13 protein-coding genes are annotated in these 12,506 nt (G+C 70.8%); 9 read left to right on the forward strand and 4 right to left on the reverse strand.

What is annotated here, in order from left to right; translation table 11 throughout:
* Positions 1 to 10: 10 nt before the first annotated feature.
* Positions 11 to 958, reverse strand: coding sequence for a universal stress protein (locus SS2_RS06935; protein WP_169796268.1), 948 nt, complete (start codon positions 956 to 958; stop codon positions 11 to 13).
* A 123-nt stretch (positions 959 to 1,081) separates the two neighbouring features.
* The gene (locus SS2_RS06940; RefSeq protein ID WP_066462514.1) at positions 1,082 to 1,603 is read right to left on the reverse strand and encodes a DUF1269 domain-containing protein; all 522 of its coding nucleotides are present in this window, start codon (positions 1,601 to 1,603) and stop codon (positions 1,082 to 1,084) included.
* A 138-nt stretch (positions 1,604 to 1,741) separates the two neighbouring features.
* On the opposite strand from SS2_RS06940, the gene SS2_RS06945 reads away from it, so the two are divergent.
* The 4 genes from SS2_RS06945 to SS2_RS06960 all read left to right on the forward strand — a co-directional run bounded on the left by SS2_RS06945 (position 1,742) and on the right by SS2_RS06960 (position 4,269).
* Positions 1,742 to 2,158, forward strand: coding sequence for a hypothetical protein (locus SS2_RS06945; RefSeq protein ID WP_157607211.1), 417 nt, complete (start codon positions 1,742 to 1,744; stop codon positions 2,156 to 2,158).
* A gap of 160 nt (positions 2,159 to 2,318) precedes the next feature.
* A complete protein-coding gene (locus SS2_RS06950; protein ID WP_066462343.1) occupies positions 2,319 to 2,768 on the forward strand; it encodes a hypothetical protein in 450 nt (149 codons plus the stop codon).
* Positions 2,769 to 2,857: 89 nt separating this feature from the next.
* A complete protein-coding gene (locus SS2_RS06955) occupies positions 2,858 to 3,691 on the forward strand; it encodes a class II glutamine amidotransferase (RefSeq protein ID WP_066462516.1) in 834 nt (277 codons plus the stop codon).
* 26 nt (positions 3,692 to 3,717) lie between these two features.
* On the forward strand, positions 3,718 to 4,269 hold the full coding sequence (locus tag SS2_RS06960) for a GyrI-like domain-containing protein (RefSeq protein WP_066462345.1): 552 nt from the start codon (positions 3,718 to 3,720) through the stop codon (positions 4,267 to 4,269).
* Here SS2_RS06960 and SS2_RS06965 read toward each other — a convergent pair.
* Entirely contained in the window at positions 4,266 to 5,516 is a 1,251-nt protein-coding gene (locus SS2_RS06965) for a DEAD/DEAH box helicase (RefSeq protein WP_245643397.1), read from the reverse strand. The two genes, SS2_RS06960 and SS2_RS06965, sit on opposite strands and share 4 nt — an antisense overlap.
* A 137-nt stretch (positions 5,517 to 5,653) precedes the next feature.
* Here SS2_RS06965 and SS2_RS06970 point away from each other — a divergent pair, with 137 nt between their 5' ends.
* The 5 genes from SS2_RS06970 (at position 5,654) to SS2_RS06990 (ending at position 11,809) form a co-directional block, all read left to right on the forward strand.
* Positions 5,654 to 7,186 carry an MFS transporter gene (locus tag SS2_RS06970; RefSeq protein WP_066462347.1) on the forward strand — a complete coding sequence of 511 codons (1,533 nt, stop codon included), beginning with the start codon at positions 5,654 to 5,656 and terminating at the stop codon, positions 7,184 to 7,186.
* Positions 7,183 to 8,340: an aminopeptidase P family protein gene (locus SS2_RS06975; protein ID WP_066462349.1), complete on the forward strand. Its 1,158-nt coding sequence runs from the start codon at positions 7,183 to 7,185 to the stop codon at positions 8,338 to 8,340. Before SS2_RS06970 ends, SS2_RS06975 begins: the two co-directional genes overlap by 4 nt.
* Before the next feature lie 183 nt (positions 8,341 to 8,523).
* The gene (gene gadC / locus SS2_RS06980; RefSeq protein ID WP_066462351.1) at positions 8,524 to 9,993 is read left to right on the forward strand and encodes a glutamate/gamma-aminobutyrate antiporter GadC; all 1,470 of its coding nucleotides are present in this window, start codon (positions 8,524 to 8,526) and stop codon (positions 9,991 to 9,993) included.
* A complete protein-coding gene (locus tag SS2_RS06985) occupies positions 9,990 to 10,466 on the forward strand; it encodes a hypothetical protein (protein WP_066462353.1) in 477 nt (158 codons plus the stop codon). The genes gadC and SS2_RS06985 overlap by 4 nt, the downstream gene beginning before the upstream one ends.
* Positions 10,463 to 11,809 (forward strand): dipeptidase, encoded by a 1,347-nt coding sequence (locus SS2_RS06990; protein ID WP_066462355.1) that lies wholly within the window; start codon positions 10,463 to 10,465, stop codon positions 11,807 to 11,809. The genes SS2_RS06985 and SS2_RS06990 overlap by 4 nt, the downstream gene beginning before the upstream one ends.
* A gap of 72 nt (positions 11,810 to 11,881) precedes the next feature.
* On the opposite strand, the gene SS2_RS06995 is transcribed toward SS2_RS06990, so the two are convergent.
* Complete coding sequence (locus SS2_RS06995) at positions 11,882 to 12,472, reverse strand: TetR/AcrR family transcriptional regulator (protein ID WP_066462356.1); 591 nt, start codon at positions 12,470 to 12,472, stop codon at positions 11,882 to 11,884.
* Positions 12,473 to 12,506 lie beyond the last annotated feature (34 nt).

The following is a 12,506-nucleotide window of genomic DNA, read 5'->3' on the forward strand; positions in this document are numbered from 1 at the left end:
GGCTGATGACTTAGGTGTCGGAGTCTTGGCCGGTCCCCGCGGAGACAGGCGCGTCGATGGGGACGACCTCGACCGGGCAGTGGGCGTGCTGCAGCAGGGCGCGGGTGATGCTGCCCGGGTTGGTCATGCCGACGCGCGTGCCGAGCTCACTGCGGCCGTGACGGCCCATGTACAGCACGTCGGCGTCCTGGGAAGCCCGGACGAGGGCGTCAGCGATCTCGGAGTACTCCATGTGGGTCTTCACCTGCACGTCGGGGTAGCGCGTGGACCATTCCTCGACCAGCTCGTCGATCCGGCTGTGCGTCTGCTGGGTCCACTCCTGCTGCACCGACCACTCGTCGACGAGGTACCGGTAGTAGGGGTCCAACCGCCAGCAGTGCACCACGTCGAGCCGGGCGGACCGAGCCTGCGCCGCGGCGAAGGCGCGTGCCAGCACGGACGACGACGCCGTCGAGCCGTCGATCGCGGCGACCAGCCGGTCGTGGCGACGCTCGGGGTTCCACGCCTCGGGGATGCTCACGACCGGGCAGTGCGCCCGTGCCGCCACACCGAGAGTCGTGCTGCCGGTGAAGATGCGCTGCACCGCGCCTGCGGGGCTGTGCCCCAGCACGACCAGCTGGGCCTTCTCCGAGGCTGTGGTCAGCACCTGGACGGCCGGTCCGAGCGAGGCGAGCTGCCGGCATGTCACCCGCCCCGTCGACAGGTCTTCTGCCGCACGGGCGGCCTCGGCCAGCACCTCGCGTCCCGCCTCGGTGAGCCGTTCGCTCGTCAGGGTGGGCCACATCGGGGCGAAGGGCACGGCCTCGTGGACCGCGTTGACCAGCCACACCTCGGCGTGTGATCTCTCCGCCTCGGCGACTGCGAAGCGCAGGGCGCGCACGGAGTCGGGTGAGCCGTCGACCCCGACGACGATCGGGGCGTCGGATGCTGCGTTCGCGTCGTGCGTGGGGTTCGTCATGATGGGCTCCATACCTCGTGGATGTGCGTCAGTGCTGGGAGTGCAGAGGCCGTCCCCACGCGGGTGGAGACGGCCTCTTGTGCATACGGGGAGCGCGGCGCCTGCGGGCAGGCGCCGCGCGGCTCAGGACTCCGCGGCCTTGATGATCTTCTCGTCGCCCTCGTTGACGGCCTTGACGACGGCGTCGTAGTCGCCCTTGTCGATCGCCTTGTCGACCTTCTTGGTCGCCTTGTCGACGGCCCTGTCGACCCGGTCCAGGTAGAGGTCGTCGACGACAGCGACGATGGCGGAGGACCCGGCCGGCAGCCACTCGTCCGCGTCCACCCCGATCTCCTTCTCCTCGTGGCGCTTGACGATCGCCCCGACGCCGGCCCCGATCCCGGCACCGATCACCGTCGTGAGCAGCAGCGGGGGTGCGAACAACCCGACCACCAGACCCGCGACCGCACCGACGGCCGTTCCGCCGCCCACCAGCTGGCCGCCGTGCTCCTTGACCTTGACCTCGCCGGAGGAGTCGCGGGACAGCACCACCGCAGCCACGACCGCCGTGTCTCCGACCTCCTTGAGCGCCTTGAAGTCCTCGGCAGCAGCGGACTCGTCGTCGCTGTAGGTGGCTACCAGCAGTGTGTAGTTCGGATCCGTCATCATGCGACCTTTCGTCGGACTGGCTGGGGCCCTCCGGACTGGAAGAACCCGTGCACCTCAGTCTCGCAACGCGATCGAGACGCCGTATCACCCACTTCCAATGAGGTGAGTGCCTCTGTGGCGGTCCGATACTGAGACGTGATCCTTCGACGTCCCGCAGTCTCACTGACCTGTTCAGCGGCCCTGGTGGCCACGCTGGCGCTCGCGGGCTGCGGTGGTGACGACGCACCCCCCGAGGTGTGCTCGTCGGTCTCCTCGCTCCAGCAGTCCGTGGCCCAGCTCGGCGACTTGGAGATCGGTCAAGGCACGCTCACGGAACTGCAGGACACCTTCAAGACTGTCCAGTCGGACCTGCACGAGGTCGCCGCCGACGCCGGGGACGAGTTCGGCGACGAGGTCGATGCCGTCGAGCAGGCAGCATCCGCGGTCGGGGAGAGCCTCCAGGGGGTCGTCGCGGCGCCGTCAGGCACGACGCTGGCTGCGGTCGGCGCGGCCGTGCAGGAGCTGGGCACCTCGATGTCCGCCCTCGAGGACGCCCTCACGACCACCTGCTGATAGCGATGCCCGCCTCAGCCACCCGGTTGGCTCGGGTCAACACTGTCGCCGCGGTCGCGTTCATCCTGGGCGGGTCGCTCTTCGCGCTCGGCGCTCTGCTCGCCCAGCTGCAGGTCGGCAGCATTCGTCAGGTGGACCTGGTCTATCTCGTCGGAGGAGTGTGGTTCAGCGCCGGTGGTGGGGCTGGCAGCCGCAGCAGATCGACTGGCGCAGCGCGGCCGTGCTGTTCGTCGGCACGCTGTTCTTCGGAGTCAGCCTGGTCGCCGCCTTCGCCTCTGACCTGACTGCCCGCCAGGCGGACCTGCGGATCTGGCTCCCGGACATGGTCGGCTGCGTGTGCTTCCTCGTCTCCGGGCACCTGGCCCTGCTCGCTGCCCGCCGCACCCGTCGTCGCAGCAGGCACGGTGACCTCGGGTGGTGGGTGGTGGCGGTCAACCAGGTGGGGTCGGTGCTGTTCTTCCTCGCAGGGCTCGCGGCCTTCGTCCGCCCGGCGACGTCTGCTGTGGTCAACCTCGCGTTGGTCAACTGGGGAACCTGTGCGGGCGCGGGGTGCTTCGTCGTGGCCGGGGTCCTCCAGCTCAGAGAGCGTCCGCTCACCAGCCGGGGGTGAGGCGCCCGGCGACGGGCGGGCGTGTACTGGAGGTGTGCTCCCTGGACGGGCGCACCATGGCGGCTGGGATGAACAGGTGGTGGGTGGAGATGTGTCGTTGGCTCGCGTACTCGGGGTCCCCGTTGCTCCTGGAGGACCTGCTCTTCAAGCCCGAGAACTCCCTCGTGGTGCAGAGCAGGCACTCGCGCATGGGCGCAGAGTCGGTCAACGGCGACGGCTTCGGGGTCGGTTGGTACAGCACCCAGGCGGTGCCGGGGGTGTTCACCAGCACCGAGCCGGCGTGGAACGACCGCAACCTTCGCGAGCTCTCGGCGCAGGCCAAGACCGGACGGCTGTTCGCCCACATCCGCGCCACGACCGGCACCGCCGTCCAGCAGACCAACTGCCACCCCTTCCGCCACGACGACTGGCTGTGGATGCACAACGGCTCCATCACCGACTTCCCGACGGTCAAGCGTGACCTCGCACTGGCCGTGGCCCCCGAGCTGTTCCCGGACATCGAGGGCTCGACCGACTCCGAGCTGTTCTTCTACCTCGCCCTGACCTTCGGTCTGGAGGAGGACCCGCCGACCGCGGTGGCGCGGGCCGTCGGGCTGATCGAGGAGACCGGTCACCGGCACGGGATCGAGCAACCGATCCAGATGACGGTGGCCACCACCGACGGGAACGCGACGTGGGCCTTCCGCTACTCCAGCGCGCACGAGTCCCGGTCGCTGTTCCACAGCCAGGACGTCTCGACGCTGCGCCAGCAGTACCCCGAGCACCCCGTCCTCCACGAGCTGTCCGACGACGCACGCCTGGTGGTCTCTGAGCCGCTGGGGAACCTGCGCGGGGCCTGGCGTGAGGTACCTGAGTCCACCTGCCTCGTCGTCCGTGAGGGCCGTGAGACGATGCACGAGTTCGTGCCCTCGCGCGTGGGGTAGCCGAGCAGAAGCCGTGGGAGGCCGCTATGTCATCGCAGTCGTCGTCGTTCCAGTCTCCGCCGCGGATCGAGGAGCGACCTGCGCGGCCCTACGTCGCGATCCGCGCGAGCGTGACGATGGCGGAGATCGCTGACGCCCTGCCTCCGCTCACTGCGGAGGTCATCGCCTGGTTGAAGGCTCGTGGTGTCTCCCCGGACGGACCCGAGCTGTGGCGGTACCTGACCATCGACATGGCCGGCGAGCTGACCATCGACGTGGGTTTCCCCGTGGCCGAGCCTCTCGACGGAGACGACCGGGTGCTCTCGGGCGAGCTGCCCGGCGGCCCCTACGCGGTCGCGCTCTTTCACGGGCACCCCGATGGACTCATGCAGGCCACCGCCGACCTGCTGCGGTGGGGCGAGGAGACCGGCGTGACGTGGGACAAGCACCCCGACGGCCCGGGCGAGGCCTGGGGGGCACGCATCGAGTGGTACCTCAACTCCGAGGAGCCGGACCTGGATGCCTGGGACACCGAGCTCGCCTTCCTCACGTCCGCGAGGCCCGGTACCGCGCCCGCCACGCCGGCGGCCGGGTCCTAGCGCTCCCGCTGGGAGCCGGAGGCACGGGCGGAGCGCACCGCCTGACCGGCGCCGGTGGTCTTGGACGGGCGCACATAGGCGGCCGCCTCACCCACCAGTCGCGTGACCGCGGCGCTGCCGACGGTCACGACCTGCGGCTTCGCACTGATCTTGGCCAGACGCGCCAGATCACGCATCTCCCCGTGCTGCTCGGGGAGCACGATCGTCACCACGTCGCCCCCGCGACCGGCGCGCGCGGTGCGCCCCGACCGGTGCAGGTAGGACTTGTGCTCGGTGGGTGGGTCGACGTGGACCACCAGCTCGATGTCATCGACATGGATGCCTCGGGCTGCGACGTCCGTGGCCACGAGCACCCGGACGATCCCCGCAGTGAAAGCCTCGAGGTTGCGCTCGCGGGCGTTCTGCGCGAGGTTCCCCTGCAGGTCGACCGCGGGGATCCCCTGAGCGGTGAGTGCCTTCGCCAGGTTCTTGGCCTCGTGCTTGGTCCGCGTGAACAGCACCCGCCGTCCGCTGCCTGAGGCCAGCCGGGAGACGACGGCGTACTTCGTCGCGGCGTCGGGCACGGCGAAGACGTGGTGGGTCATGGCAGCGACGGGGGACTGCACGCTGTCGACGGAGTGGACGGCCGGCCGGTCGAGGAAGCGCTCCACGAGCAGGTCCACGCCGTTGTCCAGGGTGGCGGAGAACAGCATGCGCTGCCCGCGCCGAGGCGTCTTGGCCATGATGCGCTTGACCCCGGGGAGGAACCCCAGGTCAGCCATGTGGTCGGCCTCGTCCAGGACGGTGACCTCCACCGTGTCCAGCGTGAGGACCTTCTGCTTGAGCAGGTCCTCCAGCCGCCCGGGGCACGCGATGACGATGTCGACGCCGCCGTTGAGGGCCGAGACCTGGCGGCGCTGGGAGACCCCACCGAAGATCACCGTGGTGACCAGGCCGAGCGCTCGGGCCAGCGGCTCCATCGTCGCGTTGATCTGGTTAGCCAGCTCGCGGGTGGGGCACAGCACGAGGGCGCGCGGGCGGCGGACCGGGAGCCGGGACGGTGCCGCGGCGAGCCGCGTGACCAGTGGGAGGGTGAAGGCGAGCGTCTTGCCCGAGCCGGTGCGTCCGCGCCCGAGGACGTCCCGCCCCGCCAGGGTGTCAGGGAGCGTGGCCGCCTGGATGGGGAACGGGCTCGTGATGCCCTGATCGGCGAGGGCCTGGTGCAGGGCGGGGGGCAGGGGGAAGTCCTGGAAGCTCGTCATCGACATGGTGCCCCCATTGTGCCTGAGTCGAGCGGCGGTCCACGGCGATCCTCACCTGAAGCGGATGAGGACCTCCCCGGCTGCCCGACCTACCGTGAACAGGGAAGATCCGCCTCGAAACGGTCACCGGAAGGGACGTCGCGATGGTCAGCTCCACGCAGGTCAGCACCCGGGCGGGCGGGGTGCTCGCGGCCACGTGCGTCTCCACCCTCGTGGTCAACGCGAACACCTCCGCGATCAGCATCCTGCTCCCCGCCATCTCGGCGGACACCGGGATGTCGGTGACCACCCTGCAGTGGGCGGTCACCGGGTACTCCCTCGTCGGCGCCGCGGTGATCGTCACCGCCGGGTCCTTGGGCGACGTCTTCGGGCGACGTCGGATCTTCCAGCTCGGGTTGGCCCTGTTCGTGGTCTCCTGCGTGCTCATCGCGCTCGCGGACTCGGGCGGGATGGTCATCGCCGGCCGGGTGATCCAAGGGGCCGCCGGAGCCACCATCCTGGCCTGTGGTCTCAGCCTGCTGTCCGTAGCCAACACCGGGGACGCACAGCTGCGGGCGGTGTCCTTGTGGGGAGCCGCGGCGGCCGTCGGGGCCGCTGCCGGCCCGCTGGTCGGCGGGGTGCTCGTGGACGCCACCGGCTGGCAGGGGCTGTTCTGGATCGACGCGGGCATCGCGGTGCTGTGCATGGTGCTGACCGTCGCGACCGTGCGCGAGTCGAGGGACCCGGACCGGCCACGCACCATCGACTACGCGGGGACGGTGCTCATCGCCCTGACGCTGACCCCGCTCATCCTCGGGGTGACCAAGAGCGGGGAGTGGGGGTGGATCTCGGCCGGCACCCTGGGGTGCTTCGCCCTCACGGTGGCCGCTGCCATCGCCTTCGTCGCTGTGGAGGGGCGGGTCGCGGTGCCGCTCGTCGACCTCGCTCTGCTGCGCAACCGCGTGCTGGTGGGCTCGACCGTCGCCATCCTCATCGCCGCCGGGACGATCAACGGCCTGATGTACCTGCTCAGCCTGTACTTCCAGGACCCGGCCACGCTCGGCTTCAGCCCGCTCGAGGCGGGCCTGGCGACCTTGCCGGCGACCGTGGGGCTGGTGGTCATCGCTCCCTTGGTGCCCAGGCTGGCCGCGCGGCTCGGCGGCAGGCAGACCATCGGGGTCGGCTTCGCCGTGACGACCGTCGGGTTCGTCCTGGTGGGCTTCGTCGATGACGCGTGGGCGTACCGCGCCTTCTTGCTGCCGCTCCTCGCCATCGCCGTGGGGATGGGGATGGCCAACGGTCCGGCGTCGTCGGCGGCGACCGCCTCGGTCCCGGAGAAGCAGGTCGGTGGCGCCTCGGGAGTCTCCAACATGGCGCGGTACGTCGGCGCCGCGGTGGCCACCGCCCTGGCCGCCACCGTCTACGGCGACGTCATCGCCAACCGGACCGACGACGGCGCGTCCGCCGGGGACGCCCTGGCGGCCGGCCTGGGCGCGGCCTCGTGGATGATGGCGATCTTCAGCTTCCTCGGGGTGCTCATGGCCTTCGTCATCGCCCGGCACCGCGAGCCCAAGGGCACCGTGAGCGACGCCGCCGCTGCCGCTGCGGCGCACACCTACACCCTGCCGACCTCGGCGACGCCCGGACGCGCCGGCGGTGAGCACGACGCAGCCCGCACACCCCAGGAGGAGTCATGACCAGCACGCCGCCGCCCAGCACGCCGCCCACCCGCACGCCGCCGCCACCGTTCACCGTCGAGGACTACACCGCGCGCATGCGCCGGGCCGCCGCCGACGCCGCGGCGGCGGGCCTGGACGGGTTGGTCATCACCCCGGGGCCGGACCTGGTATGGCTCACCGGCTACCGGCCCACCGCCGTCACCGAGCGGCTCACCGCGCTCGTGCTCACCCCGGGCCAGGACCCGGTCCTGCTCCTGCCGCGGCTGGAACGGGCAGACGCCGAGGACGCGGTCGCAGCGCCGAGCCTGACGATCATCGACTGGACCGACGGGGAAGACCCGTTCGCACGTCTCGCGGCCTTCGTCGGCGCGCACGCGAGCATGGGCATCGCCGACTCAGCCTGGGCGCTGCACCTGCTCGGCCTGCAGGACGCGGTGCCCGGGTCCTCCTACCGTGCGCTGACGCAGTGCCTGCCGATGCTGCGGGCGGTCAAGGACGCCGACGAGCTGGCCCGGCTCGCTGCGGCCGGTGCGGCGGCAGACGCCACCTACGAGCAGATCGTCGACGTGCCCTTCGCCGGACGCAAGGAGACCGACGTCGCAGCGGACCTCGCGCGCCTGCTGCGCGAGCACGGGCACGAGCAGGTGGACTTCACCGTGGTGGGCTCCGGACCCAACGGCGCCAACCCCCACCACGAGGCCGGCGACCGGGTGATCGAGGAAGGCGACGCGGTCGTCCTGGACTTCGGCGGCTTGATGGACGGCTACGGCTCGGACACGACCCGGACGGTGTGCGTGGGGGAGCCGTCCGCCAGGCTCCGCGAGGTGCACGAGGTCGTGCGGGTGGCCCAGCAGGCCGGGGTCGACGCGGTCCGCCCGGGTGTCGCGTGCCAGGAGGTCGACCGGGCGGCGCGCGCGGTCATCACCGACGCGGGCTACGGCGAGCAGTTCATCCACCGCACCGGCCACGGGATCGGCACCACGACCCACGAGCCGCCCTACATGATCGAGGGTGAGGAGCAGCCGCTCATCCCGGGGATGTGCTTCTCCGTGGAGCCGGGGATCTACCTCACCGGTGAGCTCGGGGTGCGGATCGAGGACATCGTCACCGTCACCGACACCGGAGCCGTGCGGTTCAACACCACCGACCACGGTCTGCGCGTCGTCGGATAGCCAGCGCTCGCGCACCGGACCGGAACGCGCGGGTGCTCCGGATATCACCTGTTGTGGGTGAGGTTCGACGGGCTCTGCCGGATCCACACTCAAGGCACAGGCTCGACTCACGACGCCCTGGACGGAGGCACCCATGACTACCCATGCGTCCCATCTCCTCACCCCGCCTCGGCAGGCCGTGCTGTGAGCGCCGCGGACATCCCCGCCGACGGCGCAGCCGCCGTCCCCGCGCCGGTCGCCCGCACCCGGGCGACCAGCACCCAGTGGATCTCCTGGGTCGCCCTGGCCATGATGACCACCAGCTCGGTCGCCAGCCTGCGGGCGGCGCCCACCATGGCCGTCTACGGCCTGGCCTGCGTGTTCCTCTACCTGCTGCCCGCCCTCGTCTTCCTGCTCCCGACCTCGCTGGTCTCCGCCGAGCTCGCCTCGGGCTGGACTGGCGGCGTCTACAAGTGGGTCTCGGAGGGCATCTCCAAGCCGATGGGCTTCCTGGCGGTGTGGTGCCAGTTCGCGATGACGATCTTCTACTACCCGAGCCTGCTCGGCTTTGTCGCCAGCACCCTCGCCTACGTCTTCAATCCCGACCTGGCCAGCAGCGGGGTGTGGACGGCCGCGGTGATCATCGTCGTGTACTGGTCCGGCGTCTGGGTGTCCTCGCGCGGGACCAAAGGAGTGGCCGGGATGGCCAGCGGGGGCCTGATCATCGGCACCCTCATCCCGGGGGTCGTGCTGGTGACCCTGGGCATCGTCTTCCTCGGAGACGGGAACCCGTCCGCCGCCCCGATGACCGCAGAGAACATCTTGCCGGCCTGGGCCGGGCTCTCCAGCCTCGTGCTCATCGTCAACAACTTCCTGTCCTACTCCGGCATGGAGATGAACGCGGTCCACGTCTCCTCGCTGAAAAAACCCGACAAGGAGTTCCCCAAGTCGATGTTCCTGGCCATGGGCATGGTGCTGGCGATCTTCATCCTCCCGGCCCTCGCGATCAGCTGGATCGTGCCGGCCGAGCAGCTCTCCCTGACCGCCGGGGTGATGCAGGCCTTCGACGCCGTCTTCTCCAACTTCGGCTGGCAGTGGCTCACGCCGATCGTGGGGATCATGCTCGTCACCGCGTCCCTGGGTGGGATGCTCACCTGGCTGGCCGGCCCGTCCAAGGGGCTGCTGCTCATCTCGCGGCAGGAGGGGTACCTGCCACCGTTCCTGCAGCGCCTGAACAAGAACGGCGTCCAGCAGAACATCCTCGTGGTCCAGGGCGTGGTCACCACCGTCATCGGCCTGGCCTACGCCCTCATCCCCAACGTCTCCAGCGCCTACTGGATCTTCTCCGTCATCACCACGCAGGTGTATCTGATCATGTACCTGCTCATGTTCGTGGCGGCGGTGCGGCTGCGGCGCCTGCAACCCGACCATCGCCGCGGCTACCGGGCCCCGATGCTCCTGGGGCTGTGCGGGGTCGGCTTCGGAGCGTCCTTGGCGGCGCTGCTCGTCGGCTTCATCCCGCCGTCGCAGTTCGCCTCGGGCAGCCCGCTCGTCTACTTCCTCATCGTCGGTGGCGGCGCGCTGGGCCTCGGCCTCTTCGTGCCGTTCCTCTTCTACCGCTTCCGCAAGCCGTCGTGGAAGCAGCCCGTACCTGAGGAGGTGACCCCCTCATGACCGCACCAGCACAGACCCCAGTCCCCGCGCCGCCTGAGCACCAGTCGCGGCGAGAGCGCACCTGGATCTACGTCGTGTCCTGCATCATCCTGCTCGCTCTGGCGGTGTGGGCTGTCCTCGCCTTCAGCGCGGTGCGCGAGAGCGTCCGTGCCCAGGAGAAGGCCGACGAGCTGATCGCCGCCCTCCAGGACGCTGGACTGCGCACCCCGGAGAGAGACCAGATCATCCGGGTGCTCGGTGAGGACGGCGGCGCGACCTGCTCCAGCCCGAACGAGGCCCTGTCCAGGGCGACCCTGCTCGCGCTGCTCAGCAACGGCGCCACCGGACCGGGAGAGCGCCCGGTCATCGCCGACAGCCGAGCAGTCCGGGGCCAGCTCATCATCATCGAGGTGTACTGCCCCGAGGAGCTGGAGGACTTCCAGCAGTTCATCGACGACCTCAAGACCGACGACGTGGCGGGAACCCGATCATGACCCTGCGAGAGAACGTGTCCCAGCTCATGCCCCAAGCCCGGCAGGAGCTCGCCGAGCTCGTCGCGTTGCGCTCGGTGGCCGACCCACGCCAGTTCCCGGCGACCGAGTGCGAGCAGGCCGCCCGGTGGGTGCTCGACAAGTTCGCCGAGATCGGGTTCGCCGACGCCCACCTGGAGGTCACCCCGGACGGCAGCGCGGCTGTCGTCGGGTCCCGGGCGTGCAGCGACCCGCAGGCGCCGACCGTCCTGCTCTACGCCCACTACGACGTCCAGCCTCCGCTCGACGACGCCGCCTGGCGCACACCGCCCTTCGAGCTCACCGAGGTGGACGGGCGGTGGTACGGGCGCGGTGCCGCCGACTGCAAGGGCAACATCATCATGCACCTCGCCGCGCTGCGGGCCCTGGGCGAGGACGTGGCCGTCAACCTCAAGCTCGTGGTGGAGGGCTCGGAGGAGCAGGGCACCGGCGGGCTCGAGGAGTTCGTGCCCGGCCACGCGGACCTGCTGCGCGCCGACGCGATCATCGTCGCCGACACCGGGAACGCCGCCGTGGGCTACCCGGCCGCCACGGTCAGCCTGCGCGGGATGGTCAACGTGGTGGTCACGGTCGAGGCGCTGAGGTCGGAGATCCACTCCGGGATGTTCGGCGGTCCCGCCCCTGACGCGCTGGCAGCGCTGGTGGCGATGCTGGCCACGCTCCGCGACGCGCACGGCAACACCACCGTCACAGGGCTGGACAGCACCCGGCGCTGGGAGGGGGCTCCGTACCCCACCGAGCAGTTCATCTCGGACGCAGGCCTGCTCGACGGCGTCCAGCTCCTGGGCGACGGCAGCGTCTCGGACATGCTGTGGGCCCGACCGGCGGCGACGATCCTGGGCATCGACTGCCCGCCGGTGCTGGGCTCCTCAGCCGCTGTGGTCCCGCGCGCGGCCGCCCGCATCAACCTGCGCATCCCGCCCGGCACGACCCCGGAGGAGGCTGAGGCTGCCCTCCTGGCCCAGCTGCGCGGGGCCGCGCCGTGGGGGGTGCACGTCACGATCGAGGTCGAGGCGATCGGCAACCCCTTCGAGGCGTCGACCGACGGCCCGGCGTACCACGCGATGGCGGCCGCGGCGGAGGAAGCCTACGGACGGCCGATGGCGCGCCTGGGCCAGGGAGGGTCGATCCCGTTGTGCACGGTGTTCCAGCAGACCTATCCCGGCGCCGAGGTGATCCTCATCGGCGTCGAGGAGCCGTTGGCCCTCATCCATGCCCCCAACGAGAGCGTGGCCCCGAGCGAGATCGAGGACATGGCGTTGACCGAGGCGCTGTTCCTGCAGCGGTACGCCGCGCTGCAGCGCTGACCGCGCCACCGGCTGCCGCCCCTGCGGGTGGCAGCCCTGCGGGTGGCAGCCGGTGAGTGGTGGTGAGGTCGCTCAGACCTCGGCGGTGCGGTACCGGTCGGCGAGCGGCCCGAGGACGGTCTCCAGGTGAGCAACCACCTGGGTGACGTCCTGCCCGGCGTCGAGCATGCGGGTGCCGGCGTGCACCATGGCGTTGATCATCTGTGCCACGGACTCGGGATCCTCGACGCCCAGCTCGGAGAGGGTCTCCACGAGGGGCTCTTGGATGCGGGTGTGCATGAGCCGGGCCTGCTCGTCGATCTCCGCGCCGGGGGCGAGGTCCGCCAAGGCGGAGGCGACGGCGTGGCTGCCCTCGTCGACGAGGATGATGTTGGCCCTGGCATAGGCGAGGAGACGGTCCGCGGGGGTGGGGGCGGAGCGCATGGCAGAGGCGATCTGCTCGGTCCATCGGGGGAAGACGTCACGCACGAGGGCCTGCAGGAGCTCTTGGCGGGAGCCGAAGTACTGGTAGATGCTCGGGCGGGCCAGGCCCGCGCGCTCGGCGACCTGAGCCAGGGTGGGCGCCTCTCCCGTCTCTCGCAGCAGCGCGTCAGCTGCGTCCAGCAGCCTGCGCTCCTGCGCGGCGCGGTGCTCCGCGACGGACGGGGCGGTGATTCGGGGCATGGGGGTAGTCCGCCTCTCTCGTGGCTGGCGCCTG

This window comes from Sanguibacter suarezii NBRC 16159 (assembly GCF_001552735.1).
GTDB lineage: Bacteria > Actinomycetota > Actinomycetes > Actinomycetales > Cellulomonadaceae > Sanguibacter > Sanguibacter suarezii.